We start from the raw sequence: 24,956 nt of genomic DNA, 5'->3' as shown, positions 1-24,956 counted from the left end.
CTCTTCCTCGAATATGAAGTCGCCGCTGATCTCATCCTAGATGTCTTTATCTATAAATCTGATTATTACGGTATCGAGGAGATCTCTGAATATAGAGATAGAAGATGATGATTGGAATGATCATTATATGTTTGGGAAAATAACTGTCAGAGTTCCTTTTAGAATAAGTGTTGTACTAAAACTCGATATTGATAATGAGATCGAGAGCTACGAAGTGGATATAGCTGATTTCTATGGATGGTGTCGGAAGTGCAATCAACCAATCACAAGTGATACTGCTGAGCAGTGTGACAAATGTGGGGCCAACTTATTTTAATCTCTATACCAAAGGTTCTCGTTTCATATGTATCTATATCGAATGGGTACTTGTACAGCTCGAACTGGCAACAGCGATCCGTGGTATTAGCCAAAGGCTTGCCTTACTTGCCACCAGGTGACGATCAATGTGCTCAATTGTGGCGTGGTACGGCGGACACTCGGCCGCGCACCCCCACCTTTTTATCACTTTTTCTCATGAGGCCAATATCCATTCCATGCTCTGGAACCACAGGTAAGGATGAAAATTCCGAGCCCCCATATAACTGCCATCCAGAAGTCTGATTTAAACTCCTCATGCGAGATCGTGATGATATGACCCTGAAGAAAATTTGATAGATTCACAGCATATTGCGCTATTCCTCCGAGAGATATTGAGGCAATTAATAGAGCAATGAGGTACATGACTCCTATGGTGGACTCTCTCATCATTTTCTAGGCCGCTGCCTCAACAAAGCGACGTGTTCCCTTCGCCTCAATCGCACATAATAAGAGTCGTGGATTGACTGGTTGGCATGTAAGTTTAGAGTTCAATAACTTAGCTTGGATCTTGATCTGTTCGAGCTCAGCTCGCTTATCTATTGGGAATCCCTCAGTTTCTCCGGCAACAACCCAGAGATCTCGGCCATCGGGGAGACGTTCCAGAACAATGATATTTTTCCAGCCAGCGGCAGAGAGCTGATTAATAGGCCGCGGCTCGGCGCGTGTCAGAAATACAGCAATCTCGATCGCGCGTTCTCTGGTTGTCGCAGCCGGGATCCAGATAGTGCCCTTATCTCTATGCTTAGCCCATTCGCCAGATCTGAGTTCTGAGGTGGGAATGACTATGCCAAAGGGGAACTCGAATTGGCTATGTGGATTTATTGTCCATCGATAGGTGGATCGAGGGGGAGGTCCGGGTGACGTCCATTTGTTAGGATCTGGCGCCCGAATGAAACATACCCCAGATTCGTGAAGGCTGACTCTGAACGACTGGCCGAGAGTACGTCCCGCTAGATAGACATCACCTTTATCAGATTTCCACATCACAACCCATTCAGAAGAGCGGGAGCCTTGGGGGTCACCTACACCGAGGCGTTTAGAAAATGTGGCCATATCTCCTCTCTCGGGTCGAGCAAGGTAATTGGTTCATAGCCTAAGGATCCAATCGCTCTCCAATGGCAAGGTATATCTGCGATTCATCATCTTGCTCTGGAGATATCACAGCCTTAGTGCCCGTGACATATTCGATGGCCTTCCCTATGGCTTCCGACCGCGCACCCGCGGGAGCAATACGGATATGCGGACCCATCCCCCAGATGATATGTTCATTCTGCATTGTAACCTCCCAACCCTGCTCTCTGAACGCCGTAGCAAGACTCTTGGCAAAGTCCATGCAATTGTTCGAAACGCAAATAATAGTGATTGGTGACGGCGGGGTAGGCAGCTTGGCACCCAGTAAGCTCTGTTGAGCTGAGGTTAATGCTGGCCAGTGTTGCAGAGATGGTTCTGTTGTCGAAACGAATTTCAAATTACTGGGGAGTATGAGATAAAGCAAGATTCCCGCAACAACGGATATCATAATTCCTGCAATTATGCCCGCACCTTGTCGCTGGAAAAACTGGCATATAGTTTCAAAGACCTTGGCTAATAGTGGCCGTTTATAATAGCCAGGGGAAATTATGATTAGTGGGCTGTCGGGGTCGTTCTCCGGTGGTGGCACATAGGTGCCTCGATTCCAGTTTTTAAGTCGCTCCCACATACCTATTTTCATGCGTATAAACTACTCGATCATTTGGATCAAGCCCGAGATGGTGTGCAGCTTTCTTAATATGTCACGCAAATTCCGATTGCCCATCTCACCAAGTATGTCCACAATCTCGACAGGATCGGGTCGGCGAGTCGTCAGACAACACGCAGCCGCCGATCTCTACCTCTCCACGGGCCGATGCCGCGATGGTGTCCTCAGTAGGGTATCCATAGACGACCCGGGCGACCTGTGCCGATCCGCATCGAGGACATGGGCGAGTTTTGTGCAGGGTGGATTCCACTAGGCGGCAACAGGCTCGATGTCTCTATACCGCTCAGGCTCCTGCCCCAGCTCCCACAGATCCAGCGCCTCCTGCATCCGCAGCCAGCTCTCCGGCGTCGTGTTGGTCAGACGGCTGATGCGCATCGCCATGTCGGGAGAGAGTGCGTGCTTTTCGAGCAGCAGATCAGACACGGTGAGACGGCTAACGCCCAGCCGCTTAGCGAACTCGGTCTGGCTCATGTCGAGCGCCGTCAGCACGTCCTCGCGCAGAATGGCGCCCGGGTGGGTAGGCCGGCGCTTGGGGTTTCGTAAAGTGGTCATCAGTGATAATCCTCCTGATACTTAGATCAATGCCACCCTATTCCCATTGCTTGCCGCCAATCGTCGAAAGTCAGCTGATACTCGCGTGTCTGATGCAACACGCATCCAAAACTCGCGTGCTAGTCCGCGCATTGCCATGTAATTCTCAAGGACACCGCCTGTTGGAGGTGGTGGAATAAACTCGGGTGTTGAAACTTCGCCACCCACAGGGGCATATCGCATTGGCAGCATGTCATAAATCGGTGCCAGAAGAAAACTTCCATACTCCTCATGCATTAATGCAAGATTGCCGTTGTGCATATCCGTGTTGGCAATAAGTAGTCCAAAGGCATGTGCGCGATTGATGCGTTCGGCATCATCACTGGTCAAGCGTCTTTGTGCGACGAGTTCGCGTGCGATAGTGGGCCAGTGCAAGCCGACGCCTGCAAACTCAGCATCTGCAGATGCGAGGGTGACTACAGGTCGCCTGCCATGTGCATGTACTCTATCAAAGCGAGTTACCTCAAGGAATATCCGAGAATCAGCTTCTATGATTTCAGTCGAGACGGTGTCTATTCCTGCGGTACGCAAGGTCTCGAGTGCGAGCGACTCAGCTATCAGAAGATCAGCCCAGCGTCGTCCAACACTTTCATGTATGGAAGGCGAGAACTTTACGATGACAGAACGCACTCCTTCCTGAGAATTTAACTGTCCAACGAACTTTGGTTGCTCACCTGCAGCTGAAGAGCCAGGATCAACGCCTTGTGTTACTTGTGCGGCCAGTTGCGGATAACGGGCCTGCCGTTGAGATTCTTCTAATACCAGTGGTGATTGGCGGGCGCGTTCCCACCATCGTGAAAATGAGACATCGCCGAGAATCAGATCGCCAGGCACATCATCTCCACGTCGAGCCAATGCATAGAGCGCCATATCATCTGACCAGTCTCGAATATCGGTTGGCAGATCGAGTTCCGGGTGTTGGCGAGGAAACAGTCGTCCTAAGAATCCCTGTGGACGTGCGTCATTAAAGAACCATGGCAGACCAGGAAATAGCCCAGTTGCTGCCTGGCCACTGTTAACACCTTCAAACCAGAACTCGTCTGCAGCAAGGCTATAAAGTGTGCCGTAACGCTGAGCTTCACCTGAGGCGTTGATTTGATGTACAGCAATCTCTGGCTCTAAGTCACGAATGCGGCGTAGCAGCCCATAGCGCCTCGCACGGGAAGCACCCAGCGGCAACACCTGTCCCCGCAGGGCCATTAGGCGGCGGGATAAGGTGGGTTGTGGTAGTCCCGATACCGCGCAGAGTTCACTGGCAGTTGCTGTCCCGCGAGCAAGGCGACTCAGAATTTCTTGGCTCATCTCAACATTCGTGAATAGAAAATAATATGGAGATTATATAATATATAATATTATAATCATATACATAGTAAAATTAATAGTTGCTTCATGAATAGATACTTATGACTATATCGGAATTTAATGCTGAATGCTGCAAGATTCAACTACCTAATTAAGGAGAATTGACTAAATTCTCCTATGTGTTAGCGACTCCACGTCAGAGGGATATGTCGCTGATTTTCGATTCTGTTGACATAACGGCTTTGAGAGACGAGTTGCCCGAAAGTATCTTCAGTGCGCACAGTTCGGGCATAATTGCGCGCAGGCCATAGCAGGATAACGGGCTGCTCCCAAGATATAGTATTAGAGTAAAAAGCGGGTATCAGAGCGGGTATTCTACACATTGTAAAGAATATTTTTATATTTTTATCAAAAGGATATATTACAATTGTTGCTGATGATCGACAATTACGATTCCTTCACCTATAACCTGGTTCAGTACCTGGGTGAGCTGGGCGCCGAGGTGAGGGTCGTGCGCAATGACCAGATCGGGCTCGATGAGATCGCCGCGCTGGCCCCTGAGCGTATCGTGATCTCGCCCGGACCCTGCACGCCGAACGAGGCGGGGGTGTCGCTGGAGGTGATCAGGACCTTTGCCGGGCGCGTCCCGTTGCTGGGCGTCTGCCTCGGCCACCAGGCGATCGGCCAGGCCTTCGGCGGCAGGGTGGTGCATGCGCGCAGCGTGATGCACGGCAAGACTTCGCTGATACACCACACCGGCGCCGGGGTATTCCGCGGACTGCCCAACCCGTTCGAGGCGACGCGTTACCATTCACTGGTGGTCGAGCGCGCCAGCCTGCCCGACTGCCTCGAGGTGACCGCCTGGACGCAGACGGAGGCGGGCGAATTCGACGAGATCATGGGGATGCGCCACCGGGAGTTCGCGCTCGAGGGCGTACAGTTCCATCCTGAATCCATACTGACGCAGGTGGGACACGAACTGCTGAAGAATTTCCTCGAAACACGCTGATCAGAACCGCAGGACTGAACATGGACATGCCCTCTGCAATTCGCGCAGTCACCGAGCGCCGCGATCTGTCCGGCGCGGAGATGGGCGCGGTGATGCGCCTGATCATGACCGGCCAGGCCACCCCGGCTCAGATCGGCGGATTCCTCATCGGCCTGCGCATGAAGGGCGAGACGATCGACGAGATCGCGGCGGCCGCCCAGGTCATGCGCGACCTGGCCGAGAAGGTGGAGCTGGCCCCGGACCGCCTGGTGGATACCTGCGGCACCGGAGGCGACGGGGCGCGCACCTTCAATATCTCGACGGCCAGCGCCTTCGTGGTTGCCGCCGCGGGCGGCCGCGTGGCAAAGCACGGCAATCGCTCGGTATCGAGCCGCTGCGGCAGCGCAGACGTGCTCGAGGCGGCGGGCGTGAAGCTCGATCTCACCCCGGCCCAGGTTGCGCGCTGCGTCGACGAGGTCGGCGTAGGATTCATGTTTGCCCCGCGCCACCACGGCGCGATGAAGCACGCCATCGGTCCGCGCCGCGAGATGGGGGTGCGTACCCTGTTCAATCTGCTCGGCCCCCTGACCAATCCGGCGGGGGCGCCGAACCAGGTGATCGGCGTGTTTGCCCGCGAGTGGCTGCAACCGCTGGCGCGCGTGCTCGGCAATCTGGGCAGCCGCCACGTCCTGGTGGTTCATTCCGAGGACGGCATGGACGAGATCAGCCTCGGCGCGCCCACGCATATCGCCGAGCTGCGGAATAACGATGTCGTCCTGTACACGATCACTCCGCAGCAGTTCGGGCTGGCGCCCGCCGCGACGTCGGCCCTGGTCGTGGAGGATGCCGCGCACAGCCTCGCCGTGGTGAAGGACGTGCTGGACGGCAAGCCCGGCGCCGCGAGCGACGTCGTCGCCCTCAACGCCGGCGCCGCCATCTATGTGGCCGGGTTGACACGGACCCTCGCCGAGGGCGTCGAGAAGGCGCGCGCGGTGCTCGCGAGCGGCAAGGCGCGCATCAGGCTGGACGAGCTGGTGCGGCTGACGAACTCCTTTGGTGAGGCGTGAGGCGTGAAGAGTGAGGCGCAGATAGAATCCTTGGCCGAGGTGCTTCACTCCTCACCCCTCACCCTTCCCGCCTCACATGACGAATACATCTGACATCCTGCAGCGCATCCTGCGCCGCAAGGCCGAAGAGGTGGTCGAACGCCGAGCGCGCGTGTCGCTCGAGGAACTGCGCGCGCGTGTCGATGGTCTGCCCCCGCAACGCGGCTTCACGGCCGCGCTGCGCCGCCGTATCGATGCCGGACAACCCGCCGTGATTGCAGAGGTCAAGAAGGCATCGCCGAGCCGCGGCGTGCTGCGCGCCGATTTCCGTCCCGCCGACATCGCCGCCTCGTACGAGGCGGGCGGCGCCGCCTGTCTCTCCGTGCTGACCGACCGCGACTTCTTCCAGGGTGACGACCGCTACCTGGCCGAGGCGCGCGCCGCCTGCGGTCTCCCGGTGCTGCGCAAGGATTTCGTGGTCGATGCCTATCAGGTCTACGAGTCGCGCCATCTCGGCGCCGACTGCATACTGCTGATCGCCGCCGCGCTCGAGGATGACCGTATGCATGAATACGCCGGGCTCGCCGCGCAACTCGGATTGGACGTCCTCGTCGAAGTGCACGACGCCGGCGAACTTGCGCGGGCGCTGGCGCTCGCTACCCCGCTGCTGGGGATCAACAACCGCGACCTGCGCAGCTTCGAAACCCGCATCGAGACGACGCTGGAGCTGCTGGACGGGATACCGCGGGAACGCCTGGTGGTGACCGAGAGCGGCATCCATACCGTTGGGGACGTGCGGCGCCTGCGTGCACACGGCGTCAACGCATTCCTGGTCGGCGAAGCCTTCATGCGCGCCCCGGATCCCGGCGCCGAACTGAGAAAACTGTTCGGCTGACGCGGCCCCGTTCACCCTGGCCATCGGCCGTCCGGCTAAAGTCTGCCGGGACAAAGTCGATACGCTGACAGGCGCTTTACCGGCCCGTTCCCCCTTCCTGCTTCACGCCCCGCATCGAGTCATACGGCAGGAGGCCGGGGTGCGCCGGCGTTCACCAGACGAGAGGAACCGATCGCATGTCCAGAAGGAAATCGATTCAGTGGGCCGGCACGTTCGTCATGGCGGCGGCGGCGACCGGTTCGGGTGCGGCTCCGTTCAGTTCATTCGATGCGCGCAGCTACGCCATGGGCGGTGCGGGTGTGGCTGCCGGCACCGGTGCGAATGCCGTCTTCCTCAATCCCGCGTTGCTGGCGCCGTCGGCGGGGGATGAATCCTATCGGCTGGAACTGCCCGTGATCGGCGGCCGGGTCGCTGATCCGGGCGGGCTGGCGGACGACATCGACGAGTTCAACGAGATCGAGCCGGTCGGCACGTTTCAGGATGCCGTCAACGCCTATATCGCCGCACCCGGCGCGGGAACAGCGGCCGGGGTGCAAAGTGCCGGCGGACTGCTCATCGATCGGTTGGAGAGCATATCCGACAAGGCGTTGTCCGCCGAGGCGGATTTCGCCGTCGTTGTGGGTGTTCCGCATCCGAAATACGGCATGTCGGTCTTCATGAACGTGAACGTGCTCGGTGGAACGGTCGGTGATGTCAGCGACGCCGATATCGCGGCGATCGAGCAGACGATCGACGATGCGATCAACCTCCAGCCCGTGACCGATCCCACTGATGCCCTTACGTCATCGGTGAGCGCGCGCTTCATCCGCGTCACCGAAATTGGTGTCGCCCTTGCGCGGGAGTACGACTTCCTCGGCGGAGTCTCCCTCGGCCTCACGCCCAAGTTCGTCGGGGTGCGAAGCTTTGATTTCCGCTTCGTCGGCAGCGAGATCGATACCGCCGAGGTCAGCCTGAGCGAGAGCCAGCAGGACGATGCGGGCGTGAACCTGGATGCCGGGATGGTCAAGGGGTTCGACAACGGCTGGATGCTGGGTCTGGCGGTGAAGAACCTGATCGCGCAGGAATATGAAACGGCGCTCGATAACGAGTTCAGTCTCGATCCCATGGCGCGTCTCGGCATCGCCTACACCAACTCCTGCCTGACCGCGGCGGCGGATCTCGACCTGACCGAGAACGATCCCGGCGGCTACGAACCCAGGACCCGCTATGCCGCCCTCGGCGTCGAGCTCTACCTGTTCGAGATCGCGCGACTGCGCCTCGGTTACCGCCATAACCTGAGCGACATACCCGCCGGGATCGAGACGGACATCATGACCGCGGGACTCGGATTCACGTCGTTCGGCGCGCAGGTCGATCTGGCCGTTGCCGGCAACGGTGACGAGTCCGGCGCCGCCCTACAACTCGGATTCAGGTTCTAGGTGACGGACGTACAGCCCGTCACCATAAATGAAACTGGACAGATTCATTTAATCTGTCCAGTATTCACTATTCTTCCATTCTGATGCGCGCTGCTTCAAGTTCGCATCCGCGTCAGTCGATTCAACAGCTTGACTGTCACCAATGCTTCGCATGTCTGCATGCGCGCAGGCTCATCGCCCGGTGTCCGGTTGCGTTTATCACTACCCTGTCCAACAGCAGACGACTACGAGGAGATATCGATGCGCGGTAAAAAATTCATCATGGGTGCAGCTGCGCTGGGGCTGTTGTCGCTTGGGGCCAGAGCCGGCGCCGTACCATTCAGCTCTTTCGATCCGCGCTCATTCGGCATGGGCGGGGTCGGCGTGGCCGCCGGATCGAGCGCCAATGCCGTCTTCACGAATCCCGCCCTGCTGGCAGTGGCGAGTGAAGACGAGGATTTCAGCCTGGAGCTGCCCATCGTCGGTGGGCGCATCTCCGATCCGGATGAGCTGATAGACGCAATCGATGAGTTCAGTGGCCAGGATCCGATCGGCGATTTTTCCGCTGCCGTCGATGCGTACACCGCGACGCCGGGTGCGACAACGTCAGCGGCCGTTGAGGCCGCCGGCGACGCCCTGATCGGACAGTTGCGGAATCTGTCGGATAAGGCGCTGACGGGCGAGGGCGATGCCGCTGTCGTTATCGGGATCCCGGGGCGGAAATTTGGCGTCTCGGTATTCGCCAATGCCTATGTGGTTGGCGGCGCTACCGACGAGATCACCGATACCGATCTTGCCGTGATACAGCAGACTGTCGACGACGCGCTGAATTCCCAGCCCGTGACCGACCCGGCCGACTCCCTGACCTCCTCCGTGAGTGCGCGCTTCGCCTTCCTGAGCGAGGTCGGCGTTTCGATAGCGCGGGAGTTCGACGTTCTGGGCGGGATTGCGGTCGGCCTCACGCCCAAATACGTCAGTGCCAGAACCTACGATTATCGCTTCATCGGCAGCGAGATCGACGATGCCGAAGTCGATCTCGACCAAGGTGAGCGGAAGGATTCGGGGTTCAACGTCGACGTCGGCTTCGCCAAGGATCACGGTGACGGCTGGAAGACGGCGCTGACGATCAGAAACCTGATCTCTCGCGAGTACGAGACGGCGCTCGGAAACACATTCAGGATCGAGCCGATGGCGCGCCTGGGCGTCGCACGCCAGAACGACTGGGTGACCGTCGCGGCGGACATCGACCTGACGGAGAACGAGCCGGCCGGATTTGATTCGAAAACCCAGTATGCGGCGGTCGGCATCGAGTTCGATCTGTTCGATACCGCCCAACTGCGGTTGGGCTATCGCCATAACATGAGCGATGTGCCGGCGGGCGTCGAGCAGGGTGTGGCGGCGGCGGGGATCGGGTTCTCGCCCTTTGGCGTGCACTTCGATCTGGGCGTGGCCGGCAATGCCGACGAAATCGGGGCGGCGATGCAGCTCGGGTTCAGGTTTTGAAACAGAGAGGGGACGGATTTAAATCCGTCCCCTCTCTGTTTCAACGGGACAGATTTCAAATCTGTCCCGTTTCTGTTTTTTATTGTTTGTCTTGGGAGTATTACTCATTCCTGAACGCTTGTCCTTAGTCCTGTTCTTACCGCGTCCCGAACACTACGATGGTCTTGCCCTTGGCGGTGATCAGGTTCTGCTGTTCCAGGTTCTTCAGCACACGGCCGACCATTTCGCGTGAACAGCCGACGATGCGGCCCAGCTCCTGGCGCGTGATGCGGATCTGCATCCCGTCGGGGTGGGTGATGGCGTCCGGCTGCTGGCACAGCTCCAGCAGCGTGCGGGCGACGCGCCCGGCGACGTCCATGAAGGCGAGCCGGCCGACCATGCTGCTGGTGCGGCGCAGGCGCATGGCCATCTGGCTGGCCAGTTCGAACAGGATGTCGGGATTCTGCGAGCCCAGCGTGCGGAACTTTTCGTAGTTTATCTCCGCCAGCTCGCATTGCGTGCGGGCGCGCACCCAGGCGCTGCGCCTGGGATTTTCCTTGTCGAACAGTCCCATCTCGCCGAAGAAATCGCCCGCGTTCAGATACGCCAGCACGATTTCGTGGCCGTCGTCATCCTCGTGCAGCACCGTGACCGAGCCTTCGATGATGTAATACAGGGCGTCCGGCGCATCGCTGGCGTAGATGATCACGCCCTTGGCGGGGTAGCGTCGGCGATGGCAGTGGCCCAGGAATCGTTCGATGGTGGTGTTGGTGATTTTTCGTCGCAATTGCGTCATGATGGACCCTCGCATGCCCAGCCCGGGTGGCGCACAGCGGCTGTGGCGGTCAACTTATTATTTCGTATGACTTATCGGTAAGGGCGGGAAGAAGTTTAATGAAGGCCAGGATCAAGTGGACGGAGCAGGCGCAGTTCGTCGGCAACAGCGACAGCGGCCATGCCGTGGTGATGGACGGCCCGGTGGACGGCGGAGGGCGCAATCTCGGGCTGCGCCCCATGGAGATGGTGCTGCTGGGGACGGGCGGGTGCACCGCCTACGATGTGGTCGACATCCTGAAGAAGTCCCGCCAGCCGATACAGGATTGCGTGGTCGAGATAGACGCCGAGCGGGCGGAAGAGGCCCCCAAGGTGTTCACGCGCATCCACATCCGCTTCATTGTCACCGGCAAGGGACTGAGCGAGTCGGCCGTCAAGCGCGCGGTGGACCTTTCCGCCGAGAAATACTGCTCGGCCTCGATCATGCTCCGGCGCGCCGGGGTCGACATCAGTCATGACTACCAGATCGTCGAAGGTCCCTGAGGCGGCTTCCGCCGGGGCCGCGGATTTGCAGCGCCCCGCGCCGACGGCGGGCCTGCGGCACGTGGCGCTATACGTGCGGGACTTCGCCGCGGTCGAGCGCTTCTACGTCGAGCTGCTCGGGATGACCGTCGAATGGCGTCCGGACCCGGACAACGTCTACCTCACCTCCGGCGGGGACAACCTGGCCTTGCACCGGGCGCCCGCGGATTTCACTCCGTTGAAGCCGCAACGCCTTGATCACATAGGATTTATCATCCGGACGCCGGAACAGGTGGACGAGTGGCACGAATTCCTGCGCCGGCACGATGTGCCGATCAAGGCGCCGCCGCGCACCCATCGGGACGGCGCGCGCAGCTTTTATTGCGCGGACCCGGACGGCAATATCGTGCAGATGATCCACCATCCGCCGATCGCGGGGAAGCCGCTGTAGCGGGCAGGGCGTCTGGCGGCGGCAGAATGTGTTAGCATACTCCGCTTTCAACTTGACCGAGAGGTGTTACGTGAGATGTCGAAAGATCAGAAACTGAGGTTGCACGGCTTCAACAATCTGACCAAGAGCCTGAGCTTCAACATCTACGATATCTGTTACGCCAAGACAGACAAACACCGGCGGGAGTATATCGAGTACATCGACGAGGCCTACAACGCCGAGCGGCTTACGCAGATCCTCACCAACGTCTCCGAGATCATCGGGGCGAGCATCCTCAACATCGCGCGCCAGGATTACGATCCCCAGGGCGCGAGCGTCACGATGCTGATCGCGGAAGAGTCCATTGTACCGCTGCAGATATTCGAGGACATCGAGGCGCCCGGCCCGCTGCCGGAGGCGGTCGTCGCCCACCTGGACAAGAGCCACCTCACGGTGCACACCTATCCCGAGAGCCATCCCGATAATGGCATCAGCAGCTTCCGCGTCGACATCGACGTGTCGACCTGCGGCCGCGTCTCGCCGCTGAAGGCGCTCAATTACCTGATCCACAGCTTCGAGTCGGACATCGTCATCATGGATTACCGCGTGCGCGGCTTTACCCGCGACGTCAAGGGCAAGAAGCTCTACATCGACCACAAGATCAACTCGATCCAGAATTACCTTTCCAAGGACACGCTGGACCGTTACCAGACCATCGACGTCAACGTGTACCAGGAAAATATCTTCCATACCAAGATGATCCTGAAGGAATTCGGACTCGACACCTACCTGTTCGGCACCGGTGAGAAAGACCTGGACGAGGCCGAGAAGCGCCAGATCAAGCGCCAGCTGCAGCAGGAGATGGCGGAAATCTTTTACGGCCAGAACATCCATAAGATGTGACTGGCAGTAACGGCGGCGGTGCCCGCCGCCGTTACTGCGCGGGAGATTCAGTACATGAGCGCGCGACACTATTCCCCATTTGATCGCCTTCTCATCAATGTCGACCGCGGCCTGCGCACGGTGTTCGGCCGGCCGGAGACGTCGGGGCGGCCGGACCCGGCCGATGCCTGTGCCGAGGCCGATCTCGGTGCGCGGGAGCGGAACGAGGCCGCGCGTCTCATGCGCGTGAATCACTCCGGCGAGGTCTCCGCGCAGGCCCTCTACCAGGGGCAGGCGCTGACCGCGCGCCTGCCGCAGGTGCGCGAGAAGATGGAGCAGGCGGCGCTGGAGGAGAACGACCACCTCGAGTGGTGCGCGCGCCGCACCCGCGAGCTGGGCGGCCGCACCAGCCTGCTGAATCCGTTCTGGTACACGGGCTCGCTCGCGATCGGCGCGGCCGCCGGCTGGGCCGGCGACAAATGGAGCCTGGGATTCATCGTCGAGACGGAGCGCCAGGTGGTGCGCCATCTCGAGGACCACCTGCGCCGGCTGTCGCCGCGCGATAGCAAGAGCCGCGCCATCCTCGAGCAGATGAAGATCGACGAGTCCCACCACGCCACCACCGCGCTCAACGCCGGCGGTGCGCCGCTGCCCGCGCCCGTCCGCGGCCTGATGGCGCTCACCTCGAAGGTAATGACGAAGACGGCGTACTGGATCTGAGTTAAGTGCAGGGGCGGCACGAGGTTGCACTCGTGAGCCCCCTTTAGCCGCGGACCTGCCTCTCCAGCAACACAACCGGATGAACCACTTCCACCTCTGAACCCTGTGCGCGCAGTCCGGCGGCCAGATGGATCGCGCAGCCGATGTTCGAGGTCACCAGCAACTCCGCCCCGCAGCCTTGCAGCGCCACCAGCTTGTCGGCGCGCAGCGCGGCGGACATCTCCGGCTGCTCTAGCATATAGGCGCCCGCCGCGCCGCAGCACAGCTCGTTGCCCGGCAGCGCGATGATCTCGAGGCCGGGGATGCGCCCCAGCAGGCGATAGGGAGGTGTCGTGTCCCGCAGCACGTTGCGCTGCAGGCAGGGATCCTGGATCGCCGCCCGGCGCGCGAGGGGCGCGAGCGGGACATCCGCCGGCCATTCGAGGTCGGCGAGAAACCGCGTGACGTCCATCACCGGGGCGGTGAACGCGCCGGGGGCGCCGTTCGCACGACCGGATCCGGCGGGGTACTCCCACAGGGTGACACCGCAGCCGCTTGCGGTATACAGCACCGCGTCGACCGCCAGGGCGTTGAAGGCATCCAGGTTGCGCCGCGCCATCTCTCCCGCCCGTGCCAGCTCCCCCGCGTGCAGGTGCAGCGCGCCGCAGCAGCCCTGTCCCGGCGGAAGGTGGACGCCGAAGCCGGCGCGCCTGAGGAGGCGGATGGAGGCGTCGAGGACGGACGGGCTGAAGGTGTCCGACATGCAGCCGGTGAACAGCGCGACCCGTCCGAGCTCGCGACCTGCGGGGGGATAGAAATCGTGGCGCGGGCGCGGCGCGGCCGCAGCATCGGGCAGCAGGTCGTCCAGGCGGCCAAGCCCGGGCAGGTGGCCCAAGAGGCCGCTGCGACGGACCATCCGGCGCAGACCGCTGGTCCGGTAGAGCCGAAGGGCGCGACCGGCGGTGCGGATCCGTCCGGGGCTGGCCACCATCCGGTTTAGCAGCCTCGGCAGCCATGACCTGTCCCGTCGGGAGGCGTCCCCCGTTTCCTGCAGCGCGCGCGCGGAGTCTATCAGCGTGCCGTAGCGCACGCCGGAGGGACAGGCGCGTTCACAGGCGCGGCAGGCCAGGCAGCGGTCCAGGTGGTACGCCAGCCGCCCCGCGGCCGGCAGGCGCTCCTCGGCCAATGCCTGCATCAGGGCGATGCGGCCGCGCGGTGAATCCCCCTCATCCAGCGTCTCGCGGTAGGTGGGGCACTGCGGCAGGCACAGCCCGCATTTGACGCACTGGTCGGCTTCTTGTTTGATCAGCGTGCGGAGGTCCACGGGTGTCTCGAGGTCTAAGTTGCGAAGAGTAAAGAGGAAAGAGTAAAGAGAAATCGGCGGCGTGGAAAGGGCGCACGCCTCAGGCACGCCCGCGCCGTTTCGGCAGACCATGCCCTGCTTCGCACCCTTTCCCCTTTCCTGACGGATCTTGTATCGTGTGCCCATGTTCTATCAGCGCCATCTTTTTTTCTGCACCAACCGGCGGGAGGACGGCCGCGCCGCCTGCGGCGATCACCATGCCGAGGATCTGCGCGACTATGCCAAGGATCGGGCAAAGTCGCTCGGTCTCACCGTGCCCGGCGGGGTGCGCGTCAACAGCGCCGGCTGTCTGGGGCGCTGCGCGCAAGGGCCGACCATGGTGGTATACCCGGAGGGGGTCTGGTACACCTACCGCAGCGAGCGGGACCTGGATGAGATCATCGAGGAACACCTGCTGCACGGCCGTGTGGTCGATCGGCTCAGGATCTGAGCCTGCCGGCCGGGACCAGCCCCGGTAATCGCCCGGATTCGGCCGGCGCGGCGGTCCGGCTTGCCGCTGGGGCGGTAATTGGGTAGAATCCTCGCTTTTTACGGCTGGGCATCAGACGGGCAATCGGCCCGCATTTTTTTCGCGAGATCGAGGTTCTTGGGAATATGAAAACCTTTAGCGCAAAACACGAGACCGTGAAGCGGGACTGGTACGTCATCGACGCGGCCGGCAAGACGGTGGGACGACTCTGCACCGAGATCGCCAACCGCCTGCGCGGCAAGCACAAGGCGGTATACACCCCGCATGTCGATACCGGCGACTATATCGTCGTGGTCAACGCCGCCAAGGTCCGCATGACGGGCAACAAGGCGAAGGACAAGGTGTATCACCACCACACCGGCTATGTCGGCAACCTGAAGTCCGCCACTTTCGAAGAGATGCTGGCCAAGCACCCGGAGCGGGTGATCGAGATCGCCGTCAAGGGCATGATGCCGAAGAATCCGCTCGGGCGCGCCATGTTCCGCAAGCTCCACGTGTATGCTGGGGATTCCCACCTGCACGCGGCGCAGCAGCCGAAACCCCTTGAGATCTAACCCAGGCAGGTCACCCCAATGAGAGCAAGCCAATCCATCTGTACCACCGGCCGCCGCAAGAGCTCCACGGCGCGCGCGTTCCTGTCGCGCGGCAACGGCGCCATCGTGGTGAACGATCGTTCACTGGACAAGTATTTCGGCCGTGAGACGGCCCGCATGGTAGTGCGCCAGCCGCTCGAGGCCACCGGTCTCATCAGCGGCGTCGATGTCAGCGTCACCGTGCGCGGCGGCGGTACCACCGGCCAGGCCGGCGCGATCCGCCACGCCATCGCCCGCGCCATTCTCGCCTACGACGAGACGCAGAAGAAAACCCTGCGCCAGGGCGGGTTCCTGACCCGCGATGCTCGCATCGTGGAGCGCAAGAAGGTCGGCCTGCACAAGGCGCGCAAGCGTCCGCAGTACTCGAAGCGCTGACGCGTTCCGGATCGAAAGACGTCATACGGAAGCATTGCCGCTTATCGGAACCTGCCGCCTGATGGCACGCCGAGCCGGGTCTGCATGACCACAGTGGTCGCGCCTGGTGGATTCGGACGGCCGGTTCCGATTATCCTTCATTCCCTTGTAGCTGCACTTCTGGGGGATCGTCCAACGGCAGGACAGCGGACTCTGACTCCGCTAATCTAGGTTCGAATCCTAGTCCCCCAGCCATTCCCCGCCCGCTTCCTTGATTCCCGCTCCGGTGCGCCGTGGCTCACGACCACGGCGGTTTACCTCACCGTGGAGGAAAACCGGCTCGAGTCCGTCGCCCTGCGCGGGCCCATGGCGCTCAGCCTGCCCGACCGGGTGTTGATGCGGAAGGCCGAGACATTATTTCCGCCGTTCAGCGGTCGCCACGTAGGCGAATCTTCCCGCGGGATCCATCGAGATGGAGATCGGAATCCCGCCCGCGGCGACGGGTGGCCCGGCGGCCTTCAATGCCCCCGTGGCGGCGTCGATGCGGTACACGGAGACGTTGTCGGAGCTGTAATTCGTCACGTAGGCGAAGCGGCCGCCGGGATCCACGCTGATGAACTGGGGATCGGCCCCCGCCGCCGCCGGACTCCCCGTGGCGGTCAATGCACCGCTGGCGGCGTCGATGCGGTAGCTCGACACGGAGTTCGCGCCGGAATTGGCGACATAGGCGAACCTGCCTGCCGGATCCATGGTGATCGAGAAGGGGTATGCCCCGGTCGCGACCGGGGTCCCCGCGAGGCTCAGCCCGCCGTTTCCGGCGTCGACGCGGTAGACCGAGACGGTGTCGGAGCCGTAATTGACGACGTAGGCGTGGCGGCCGGCGGGATCCAGGGTGACGAAGATCGGGAATGCCCCGGCCGCAACCGGTGCGCCCGCGGCGGTCAGCGCCCCGCTTGCGGGGTCCACGCGGTATACGCCCACGCTGTTGGAGCCGGAATTCGCCACATAGGCGAAGACGCCGGCCGGGTCGAGCGCGATGGAGATGGGGTAGGCGCCCAGCGTTATGGGCGCGCCGGCCGCCGTCAGCGCTCCCGTGGCGCGATCGATGCGGTATACCAGGATGTCATTGGAACCGTAATTCGCCACGTAGGCGAAGCGCCCGAGCGGATCGATGGTGAGCGAGAGGGGATCCTGTCCGGCGGGAACCGGTGCGCCCGTTGCCGTCAGCGCGCCGTTCGCGGCGTCGATGCGGAAGGTGAAGATGCTCTTCGCGGCGCTGTCCAGCACATAGGCGAAGCCCAGGGCGTTCGTCCTGCACGTCACGGCGATCCGGGTGACATTGTCGATGCCGACACGGCCAGCGCCGTTGCCGACGGCGCAGACCGACTGATCGGGTTGGGTAACGATCGTCACGCTGTAGGCGCTGCCGGCCGGCTGTGCGGCCGGAAAGGCAAAGCCGCCATCGGCGTCGACTGCAATCGTCTCCTTCCCGTTGTTGCGCAGGCTCAGCCCTGCCCCGAGCAATCCTGCAACGGTCCCGCCTATCGTATGGGCGGGGATGCAGTCTACCTTCACCAGTACGGTGCGGTCTGCCGCCAGCCTGCCGCGGTTTTCCGTGGCGTTGCAGAGGGATCCGGCCGGCTGGGCGAGGATCGTGATCTCGTAGTCGCCGCCCGCGGGTCCCGCGTCGAAGCTGAAGGCGCCGTTCGCGTCGATCGGCAGGGTGGCGCCGCCATTATATTGAAGTACCAGCCCGGGTCCGCTCAGGCCGGAGACCGTCCCCTTGACCGCCAGCGCCTCGGCGGGGAGTTCGGCCGCAGCGTGGCTTGCAGGCGGGAGAGCCAGGCCGAGGGTGGCGAGCAGGAAGGCCCGGTATGTCTGTCTCATATTCCTCTTGATCTCTTGGTCGGTGTGTTGCGGTGGTTCATGCCGCCGGCACGATATGACGGCCGCACGGGCGGTCAGGCCATGGCGTGATGTGGACCTTCCGGTCCCGGCATGGCGCCAGAGTATAAATCCAATTCCGCGGGGCGGCAGTCCCCATGGACAGGAATTCCCGTGCGGCGGCCCCCGGAGACTCTATTGGATGTCGCCGTGATCCCGGATACGCGCCAGGAGCGCCTCGATGCGTTCGCTGTCCAGGGGAGGGTCGAGCCGCTCGAAGAAACGCGCGCGCTCGTCGAAGACGAAGAGACCGGCGTCGTGGTTCACCGCGTAGTCGCGTGCGGGCTGGCGGTTCACATCGTGGATCAGGCGACCGCTGCCGGCGTCCGTGTAGCTGTAGTTCGCGCCCAGTTGCAAGGCGAGCCGCTTCAGGTCCGCGGGCTGGCCGGTCGTGGCGAGGAAGCGCGGATTGAAGAAGGCGATGTAATCTGCCAGCACGGCCGGCGTGTCGCGGAACGGATCGACCGAGACGAACACCACCTGCACGCGCGCGGCCAGGGCGGGATCTCCCTGCTCCAGCCCCTGCAGCGCGCGGTTGAGGGTCAGCAGGGTCGCGGGGCAGTAGTCCGGACAATGGGTGTAGCCGAGCATCAGCAGGGTCCATCGGCCGAGCAGGCGGTCCCCGGTAAAGGGCCGTCCCTGTTGGTCGACCAGATTCAGCGCCGGCACCGTCAGCCCCGTCCGCGGCACGACCAGGCCGTCATGCGTTTCACGATGCAGGGGGGGCGTGAACTCGGCGGTGCCGGAGACCTTCTGCGGAGCGGAGGAGCAGGCCTGCCGCAAGGGCCAGCAGTCCGGTGGCGAGGCAGGGCAGGAGGAGTTGAGGCCGGCGGAGCGTCCCTCGAGGGTCCGCCAACGCCGGGGCCGGAAGGTGGCGCCTGCATCATGATGCGACGGTAGACACAGTACCGGGCTTCCGTCCCATAGGCTTTCCCCGCTGGATGGGCCGGGCATCCGGTGTTTCCCCGGAAAAGGTCCTGGAACCGCACCCTGCCCAGTGTCTTTGTCTTACAGCAATACCAATGTATTAAATGTTATAGTCTTTGGCGGTTCATAGTTCCTGGTTCTTGCAGCACCCCGCCATCATTTCGACGTTGTGTTTATGAGACATATTTTGCAAATACAGGAGATTTTTGAAAAAATACTGTTGCATTGCTGCAAATCCTGCGATATAAAAATGCGTCGTTGCCCGCCATGGGCCAACGGAACCAACAGTTTGATCAGACTAGGAGAGAGACAATGAAGAAGAAATTAATTGCAATAGCTGTTGCTGGCGCCGTCATGGGCAGCACGGCAGCGATGGCCGAAGATATGAACAGCCATGTCAACGTCGAAGGATGGGCGGACGTAATCTGGAAGCTCGCCGGTGAGACGGATATCGGTGGTACCAGCACCGACGATCTGGACGAGGGCCAGTTCTCCGTGCCTTCTGCCGAGGTCAATTTCTCCACGGATTACCTGGTGGTCGATAGCCATGCCTCCGATCTGGACGATCTCAGCCTGGGGTCCTGACGGGCCTTGCCGTCGCCGGCAACGTCGGTCCGGCGATGCTGACGGTCGCCTATGCGAACGATGAAAGCATCAACGCGGGCGAGGAAGGAAAGAACTCGGTCATGGCCCTGCTGAACGCGATGCCGATGGAAGGCCTGAATCTGGAACTCGGCCTGCTGACCCAGGAAGACGATCCGGACCACCACCCCGGGAGCAGTGGGTAACCTGGTGGACCTCAACGGCACCTACGCGATCAACGGCTTCACCGTCGGCGCAGATTTCATGACCACAGGTGACCCCGAGGACGGCGAGCCGGATACCGGCTACAGCTTCTGGGCCGGTTATACGACTTGGCAACGGCTTCAATGTCAAAGGCCGCATCGAGAACGTGAGCCTTCGAAGCCGATGGCGATGATCTCGAGGCGACCGAACTCTATGCCAGCTACGCCCTGTCCGATAACCTGTTGGTCGCGCTGGACTCTACGCAGGACCTGGACGACGGACTCGGACTCGACACCAACTCGATCGAGTTCGTGGCCACGTTCTAAGCACGTAACAGCTTTTTTGCAGTCACTCGAAGCCGGGCCTCGTGCCCGGCTTTTTTTTTTCGGGTCTTTTGCAGGTACGGACGGATTACGGTAGAGTGCGCGGAGGTTTTTTTCCGTGAGGCGTGAGATGTTGGGCGTCAGGCAGTAACTGGCGGTAACAGGGCTGGATTTCCGCCTCACGCGCAGTACACCCCTCATCACGCCTCACCTCTGTGAGAGAGTCTGTTGCGCATGTACAAGTCATACTGGCTGCCATTGACGGCCGCGCTGCTGCTGCCTCCCGCCGCCCATGCCGCCGGCGAGGTCTACGGCGTCGCCCATGTCTCGCTGGATCACGTCGGCAACGACGATCCCGATCCCGCCAATGAAGACCGCAGCCTTTCCCTCACCAGCGAACACTCCTATCTCGGCCTGCGCGGGCGCGAGGTGTTGAGCAACCAGATGGCGGTCCTCTGGCAGGCCGAGAACACGGTCGATATCGACGCCGGCGGCTGGGGCCCCGGGCGCGACACCTTCGCCGGTCTGGAGATGCGCTTCGGCAGCCTGCTGATCGGCAAGCACGCCACGCCGTATCGCATGAGCACCGAGAGTCTCGACCTCTTCGCCGACACCCGCGCCGACTATAACGCCGTCATCGGCAGCGTCGGCGGCGAAAGCCTGTTCAACAACCGCGCGGACAACGCCCTGCTGTATCTCACGCCGCGGGACAAGCGCCTGCGCTTCGCGCTCGCGTATTCGACGCGCGTCGCGGGGGAGGATGACCTGCCGCTGACCACCGCGGAGTCGCGGCAGGAGGCCTGGAGCGCGGCCCTCGAGTTCGCCAGCGGACCGCTGTATCTCGGATTTGCGTACGAAACCCTGGGCGAGCTGACGGGTCCCGGGCTCGGCGACGGCAAGGCGAAAAAACTCGGTCTGGGCTGGGATTTCGGCCAGGGGACGCGAATGAGTTTCATCTGGGAGGACGCCCGCACCGGCGAGTTCAGCGGTGGCGGGGAGGCGGCGCGCGACGCCTATTACCTGAACCTGGCGCACATCCAGGGCAACCTGACCTGCAAGCTGGCGTACGGGCTGGCGGGTGAGATCGACGGCGCGATCGACAGCGGCGCGCACTTCGCCGCGCTCGGCGGCACGTATGCGCTGTCGGCGCGCACCGAGGTCTATCTGCTCTACAGCGCGGTGATGAACGACGACGCGGGGAGTTACGGCCTGCAGCCCGACCACGACGGCAGCGGAGCCGTCGCGGCCGCGGGCGACACGGCCGATGCGCTCTCCCTCGGAGTGATGCATCGCTTTGCCGTCGGGTTCTGATCGCCGGCGCACGGCGCGGTCCGTGCGCGCCCGGCGGCGAGCCGGTCCCCGCGTTCTCCACCGATGTCTGTGCCGATGATCGCGTGTCCGCGCCGGCGCCGTCCCCATCGAAAAGTATTAATCGATATGCTAAAGTTCCGACTCATTCATAGACCAGCGTGATCGGCCGGCGGCTCCGGTCATGGGGGATAAGAAGGACACTATAATGCGACGGCAACACCCTATCCGCGCACAGGGATGGTCGAAGTTGCTCTTGGGAGGGGCCTTGTTCTCGCTGGTGTCGCTGGCGAGTGCGGGCATATTCAACACCAAACACAATCTCGGCAGCACCGGCATCAACGCCGCGAGCAATTTCAGCGGCACGTCCGAGATCTGTGTCTTCTGCCATACGCCGCACGGCGCGGATGCGTCCGCCGCGGTGCCGCTGTGGAACCGCAACCTCGGTCCCGTCGCCGGCGGTTTTTCCACCTATGACCAGATGGGCACCACGACGCTGGACGCGCAGATCGAGCCGATCGGCTCGGTGTCCATCGCGTGCCTGTCCTGCCACGACGGCACCCAGGCGATGGATTCGCTCATCAACGAGCCCGGTTCGGGCGCCGACGTGTGGGCGTTCAGCGCCGGCCGCTGGAGCGGTCAGGCCGCGAGCGTCAATGGACGCCTCGGACCGCCGACGGTGATCACCAACCTCGGCAAGGACCTGACCAACGACCATCCGATCTCGGTGCAGTTCGCCGGCGGCGGCTATTCGATCTCCAATCCGTTCGGGCCGGGACGCGATACCGATTTCAACCAGGCAAACAGCAAGATCGTCGGCGCCACGCGGGTATGGTGGGTCAATACGAGCACCGAAGGCGGCTCCTCGGATTTCGAAAAGACCGATATGAAGCTCTACACCCGTACGGCGACCCGCGGCGCCTTCGTCGGTGAACAGCAGCCGTATGTGGAGTGCGCCTCCTGCCACGATCCCCATGTGGACTACAATCCGACGTTTCTGCGCATCGACCCTGCCGGCAGCGCGGTGTGCCTGACCTGTCATAACAAATAGAGTCACGCCCGGCGCGGGCAGGGCGCGGCGCGGTGACCGGAATGGCTTGTGCGATGACATGGCGTAATGTTGCGGGCGCAGTCCTGATCGCGGCGGCGGCTGCTGCGGGCGCGGCCCCGGTGGACGGGTCGGAGGCGGCGGAGCCGGGCGCCGGTGTGCTTGCGATCGTGGGTGACACGGTCATCACGGCGGAGGAGTACCAGGCCAACCTGCAGGCTGGCATACGCCAGCGCTATTTTCACGGCCAGGTGCCGGCCGACGAGCTCGCCGCGCTGCGGCGCGAGGTGGCCCAGTCGCTGGTCGATCGCGTGCTGCTGGCGGAGGAGGGGCGCCGGCGCGGCATCAAGCCCGAACCGGGCTGGGTCGACGCCAGGCTCGATGAGCTGGATGCACGCCTCGCGGCCGATCCGCGCTGGCTGTCCATACGCGACGGATCGCTCCGGGAGGGGCGCAGGCAACTGGATGACGACAGCGTGATCCGGCAGCTCCGGCAGCAAGTGGAGGCGGTGCCCTTACCGGATGTCGCGGCGGTGCGGGAATACTACCGCTCCCACCCCGACAAGTTCACCACCCCGGAGCGCGTGCGCGTTTCCATTATATTGCTCAAGGTCGAGCCCTGGGCGCCGGGGGAGAGCTGGGCGGCGGCGCAGGATGAGGCGTCGCGCCTGCTGGAGCGATTGCGTGGCGGCGCCGATTTCGCTGATCTGGCCCGCCTGCACTCCGCCGACGCCTCGGCGGAGCGCGGCGGCGATCTCGGTTACGTGCATCGGGGCATGTTCTCGGAGGAGACGCAGCGGGTAATCGACGAGCTGGCGCCCGGCGCACTGTCCGCCCCGGTACGCTTGTTGCAGGGATTCGCGGTGTTCCGCCTCGACGAGCGCGTCCCGCCGCGCCTGAACGAATTCGCCCTGGCGGAGGAACGCGCGCGGGGCCTGTTGCAGCGCGAACGGCAGGAGGCCGCGTGGGAGGGGATGCTGGCGGGCCTGCGCAGCGCCGTCAGCATCAAGATCAACGAGACGGTGTTGAGTGCGGGGGATTAGCCGGCGATGAGACTGCAGCGTGAACGCCGCAGCGCAGGATGTCGAACCTTGCCGGCCGGGCTCCGCCCGCCGTGCATTGCGGCGACCGAAATACGCAAAGACCTGATACATGCCGGTGGCGAGGCCTGAATTGAGACGCATGGTGGCGGGAGTGGCTGCGGCGCTGTGGACGCTGCCGTCCTTTGCCGCCGTGGAGCTGCTCGACCTCTCTGGCAGCGTCGGCTATGCCCTGCGCACCCTGCGCGGCAGTTCCAGCCTCGATACCACCAGCAATCAGCTGCGCGGCGTCGTGAACGCACGCAGTTACATCTGGCAGCCGTGGTTCGCCACCGCCGACGCAAGCCTGCGCTTCACCCAGGACAGCAGCGACTACGACGGCGGAGCATCCTCGACCGACACCTCCATCGTGAGCGGCGACCTCGACCTGAACGTCCTGTCGCAGAGCCGCACCCCGTTCTCCCTGACCTACAACGCCAGCGACAGCCGCGTCGACGTGATCTCCCTGGCCAGCCCGCTTACCACGCTGGGCAGCCAGGAGTTCCAAACCCGGCGCCTGGCGCTGAAACAGAGTTACTTCACCGAACAGGGGGACCGCTTCCAGGCGCGCTATGACCGCAACAAATGGTCCGCGCGCGACGGCGATTCTTACGAGGACTACCTATTCGGCGTCGAGATGGACCTGCGTCGGCAGCGGCACACGCTGACCGCCAAGACCAGCTACCAGGAGACCGAGCGCAATGTGCTCGACCAGAACACCGAGACCACGGTGTTCAACGTGGACCATTTCTATCATCCGGGGCGGGCGCTGCGCGTCGATTCGATGGCGAGCTATTACGGCACCGATACCGCCTCCGATCAGCCGCTCAACAGCACCAACCAGGGCGACAGCTCGGACGAACGACAACGGCGAGGATTCGGTGACCGCCTCCAGGGAGCGCATGGGGGCGCTGTTCCAGTCGGACATCCGCGAGATATTCTCCCGCTACACCTACCAGTGGCATACCTCGGGCTCGTTCCAGAACCAGGACACCGGGGAGGAGGCCGTGCAGACGGCGCAGGTCAGGCTCGGCCACGACGCCCAGCGGCTGTGGCTGACGGAGGGCCGCGGCACGTTCCGCCTCAGCCTGACCCAGGCGGTGAGCGGAAGCCGGCTGGCGGGCGACGCCGACGCCACGAGCGAACGGCTTGACCACTCCGGCAGCCTGTCCTGGGACCAGTATGACGCCTTCAGCACGACCATGGTTCAGCTTACCCTGGCCGATTCCCGCGCCTTCGGCGACCAGGAGGACAGCCAGCAGTTCGCCAACGCCCAGCTCCTGCGCAGCCAGACGCTCACAGACCGCAGCACGCTGTCCGGCAACCTCACCGTCCAGTCGGTGCGCCGGGACTTCAACGATCTGGGCGATGATGATACAGTAACGGCCACGGGACAACTGAACTACCAGCAGACCGGGCTTTTCACCCTGCCCCGCCTGCGGTTCCTATCCGATCTGCGGCTCTCCCAGGCGGCCACTGACGAAGGGGTCGACCGCACCGAGTGGGAAAACCGCCTGGACTATGCAATCGGACTGCTGGATACGAGCCTCAGCTGGCGTTGGATTGATCTGAACGGCGATGAGGACTTCAATATTATCTATTTTCAGGTGAACCGGCGCTTCTGAAGTCGCGCAGACCGAACTCAAAACAACAAGACAG

The 24,956-nt window shown here is 62.3% G+C and carries 26 protein-coding genes and 1 tRNA gene; 20 read left to right on the top strand and 7 right to left on the bottom strand.

Going from position 1 to position 24,956, the window contains the following annotated elements; translation table 11 throughout:
- Positions 1-1,450: 1,450 nt before the first annotated feature.
- The 3 genes from IPK65_01170 to yjjJ all read right to left on the bottom strand — a co-directional run bounded on the left by IPK65_01170 (position 1,451) and on the right by yjjJ (position 3,988).
- Positions 1,451-2,068: a hypothetical protein gene (locus tag IPK65_01170; protein ID MBK8161795.1), complete on the bottom strand. Its 618-nt coding sequence runs from the start codon at positions 2,066-2,068 to the stop codon at positions 1,451-1,453.
- Between the two features lie 276 nt (positions 2,069-2,344).
- Complete coding sequence (locus tag IPK65_01165) at positions 2,345-2,647, bottom strand: HigA family addiction module antidote protein (GenBank protein ID MBK8161794.1); 303 nt, start codon at positions 2,645-2,647, stop codon at positions 2,345-2,347.
- A 21-nt stretch (positions 2,648-2,668) separates the two neighbouring features.
- Positions 2,669-3,988, bottom strand: coding sequence for a type II toxin-antitoxin system HipA family toxin YjjJ (gene yjjJ, locus IPK65_01160; protein ID MBK8161793.1), 1,320 nt, complete (start codon positions 3,986-3,988; stop codon positions 2,669-2,671).
- Between the two features lie 427 nt (positions 3,989-4,415).
- Between yjjJ and IPK65_01155 the strand changes: the two genes are divergently transcribed.
- From IPK65_01155 to IPK65_01135, 5 genes are all read left to right on the top strand, one after another.
- Positions 4,416-4,997 carry an aminodeoxychorismate/anthranilate synthase component II gene (locus tag IPK65_01155; GenBank protein MBK8161792.1) on the top strand — a complete coding sequence of 194 codons (582 nt, stop codon included), beginning with the start codon at positions 4,416-4,418 and terminating at the stop codon, positions 4,995-4,997.
- A gap of 20 nt (positions 4,998-5,017) precedes the next feature.
- Positions 5,018-6,043, top strand: a complete 1,026-nt coding sequence (trpD, locus tag IPK65_01150) for an anthranilate phosphoribosyltransferase (protein MBK8161791.1) — start codon at positions 5,018-5,020, stop codon at positions 6,041-6,043.
- 76 nt (positions 6,044-6,119) lie between these two features.
- Positions 6,120-6,917 carry an indole-3-glycerol phosphate synthase TrpC gene (gene trpC, locus IPK65_01145; protein MBK8161790.1) on the top strand — a complete coding sequence of 266 codons (798 nt, stop codon included), beginning with the start codon at positions 6,120-6,122 and terminating at the stop codon, positions 6,915-6,917.
- 176 nt (positions 6,918-7,093) lie between these two features.
- On the top strand, positions 7,094-8,335 hold the full coding sequence (locus IPK65_01140; protein MBK8161789.1) for a conjugal transfer protein TraF: 1,242 nt from the start codon (positions 7,094-7,096) through the stop codon (positions 8,333-8,335).
- A gap of 129 nt (positions 8,336-8,464) precedes the next feature.
- Entirely contained in the window at positions 8,465-9,817 is a 1,353-nt protein-coding gene (locus tag IPK65_01135) for a conjugal transfer protein TraF (protein ID MBK8161788.1), read from the top strand.
- A 136-nt stretch (positions 9,818-9,953) separates the two neighbouring features.
- Here the strand turns inward: IPK65_01135 and crp are convergent, their stop codons facing one another.
- A complete protein-coding gene (gene crp, locus IPK65_01130) occupies positions 9,954-10,592 on the bottom strand; it encodes a cAMP-activated global transcriptional regulator CRP (protein MBK8161787.1) in 639 nt (212 codons plus the stop codon).
- Between the two features lie 98 nt (positions 10,593-10,690).
- Here crp and IPK65_01125 point away from each other — a divergent pair, with 98 nt between their 5' ends.
- From IPK65_01125 to coq7, 4 genes are all read left to right on the top strand, one after another.
- Complete coding sequence (locus tag IPK65_01125; protein ID MBK8161786.1) at positions 10,691-11,113, top strand: OsmC family protein; 423 nt, start codon at positions 10,691-10,693, stop codon at positions 11,111-11,113.
- On the top strand, positions 11,085-11,543 hold the full coding sequence (locus IPK65_01120) for a VOC family protein (GenBank protein ID MBK8161785.1): 459 nt from the start codon (positions 11,085-11,087) through the stop codon (positions 11,541-11,543). The genes IPK65_01125 and IPK65_01120 overlap by 29 nt, the downstream gene beginning before the upstream one ends.
- Before the next feature lie 75 nt (positions 11,544-11,618).
- A complete protein-coding gene (gene speD, locus IPK65_01115) occupies positions 11,619-12,425 on the top strand; it encodes an adenosylmethionine decarboxylase (protein MBK8161784.1) in 807 nt (268 codons plus the stop codon).
- Positions 12,426-12,479: 54 nt separating this feature from the next.
- Entirely contained in the window at positions 12,480-13,124 is a 645-nt protein-coding gene (gene coq7, locus IPK65_01110; protein ID MBK8161783.1) for a 2-polyprenyl-3-methyl-6-methoxy-1,4-benzoquinone monooxygenase, read from the top strand.
- 43 nt (positions 13,125-13,167) lie between these two features.
- On the opposite strand, the gene IPK65_01105 is transcribed toward coq7, so the two are convergent.
- The gene (locus IPK65_01105) at positions 13,168-14,538 is read right to left on the bottom strand and encodes a (Fe-S)-binding protein (GenBank protein ID MBK8161782.1); all 1,371 of its coding nucleotides are present in this window, start codon (positions 14,536-14,538) and stop codon (positions 13,168-13,170) included.
- Between the two features lie 52 nt (positions 14,539-14,590).
- Here IPK65_01105 and IPK65_01100 point away from each other — a divergent pair, with 52 nt between their 5' ends.
- From IPK65_01100 to IPK65_01085, 4 genes are all read left to right on the top strand, one after another.
- Positions 14,591-14,896 (top strand): (2Fe-2S) ferredoxin domain-containing protein, encoded by a 306-nt coding sequence (locus IPK65_01100; GenBank protein ID MBK8161781.1) that lies wholly within the window; start codon positions 14,591-14,593, stop codon positions 14,894-14,896.
- A gap of 164 nt (positions 14,897-15,060) precedes the next feature.
- On the top strand, positions 15,061-15,489 hold the full coding sequence (gene rplM / locus IPK65_01095; protein MBK8161780.1) for a 50S ribosomal protein L13: 429 nt from the start codon (positions 15,061-15,063) through the stop codon (positions 15,487-15,489).
- 18 nt (positions 15,490-15,507) lie between these two features.
- Entirely contained in the window at positions 15,508-15,903 is a 396-nt protein-coding gene (gene rpsI, locus IPK65_01090) for a 30S ribosomal protein S9 (GenBank protein ID MBK8161779.1), read from the top strand.
- A 160-nt stretch (positions 15,904-16,063) separates the two neighbouring features.
- Positions 16,064-16,137, top strand: a tRNA-Gln gene (locus tag IPK65_01085).
- A gap of 159 nt (positions 16,138-16,296) precedes the next feature.
- Here IPK65_01085 and IPK65_01080 read toward each other — a convergent pair.
- A complete protein-coding gene (locus IPK65_01080; GenBank protein MBK8161778.1) occupies positions 16,297-17,769 on the bottom strand; it encodes a beta-propeller fold lactonase family protein in 1,473 nt (490 codons plus the stop codon).
- A 192-nt stretch (positions 17,770-17,961) separates the two neighbouring features.
- Entirely contained in the window at positions 17,962-18,609 is a 648-nt protein-coding gene (locus tag IPK65_01075) for an SCO family protein (GenBank protein ID MBK8161777.1), read from the bottom strand.
- Between the two features lie 456 nt (positions 18,610-19,065).
- Here IPK65_01075 and IPK65_01070 point away from each other — a divergent pair, with 456 nt between their 5' ends.
- The 7 genes from IPK65_01070 to IPK65_01040 all read left to right on the top strand — a co-directional run bounded on the left by IPK65_01070 (position 19,066) and on the right by IPK65_01040 (position 24,922).
- On the top strand, positions 19,066-19,338 hold the full coding sequence (locus IPK65_01070) for a hypothetical protein (protein ID MBK8161776.1): 273 nt from the start codon (positions 19,066-19,068) through the stop codon (positions 19,336-19,338).
- Between the two features lie 35 nt (positions 19,339-19,373).
- Positions 19,374-19,541: a hypothetical protein gene (locus IPK65_01065; protein MBK8161775.1), complete on the top strand. Its 168-nt coding sequence runs from the start codon at positions 19,374-19,376 to the stop codon at positions 19,539-19,541.
- Positions 19,542-20,096: 555 nt separating this feature from the next.
- Positions 20,097-21,173, top strand: coding sequence for a porin (locus IPK65_01060; protein MBK8161774.1), 1,077 nt, complete (start codon positions 20,097-20,099; stop codon positions 21,171-21,173).
- A 478-nt stretch (positions 21,174-21,651) separates the two neighbouring features.
- Complete coding sequence (locus tag IPK65_01055; protein ID MBK8161773.1) at positions 21,652-22,221, top strand: hypothetical protein; 570 nt, start codon at positions 21,652-21,654, stop codon at positions 22,219-22,221.
- Positions 22,222-22,274: 53 nt separating this feature from the next.
- Complete coding sequence (locus IPK65_01050) at positions 22,275-23,261, top strand: peptidylprolyl isomerase (GenBank protein MBK8161772.1); 987 nt, start codon at positions 22,275-22,277, stop codon at positions 23,259-23,261.
- Between the two features lie 109 nt (positions 23,262-23,370).
- A complete protein-coding gene (locus tag IPK65_01045) occupies positions 23,371-24,450 on the top strand; it encodes a hypothetical protein (GenBank protein MBK8161771.1) in 1,080 nt (359 codons plus the stop codon).
- Entirely contained in the window at positions 24,398-24,922 is a 525-nt protein-coding gene (locus IPK65_01040) for a hypothetical protein (protein MBK8161770.1), read from the top strand. The genes IPK65_01045 and IPK65_01040 overlap by 53 nt, the downstream gene beginning before the upstream one ends.
- The last annotated feature ends 34 nt before the right edge of the window (positions 24,923-24,956 follow it).

It is taken from the genome of Gammaproteobacteria bacterium, from assembly GCA_016712635.1.
In the GTDB taxonomy this organism is placed as follows: Bacteria; Pseudomonadota; Gammaproteobacteria; order SZUA-140; family SZUA-140; genus JADJWH01.
Note: the sequence above shows the minus strand (reverse complement) of the source record. Positions and strands in the feature narration are given on the sequence as shown.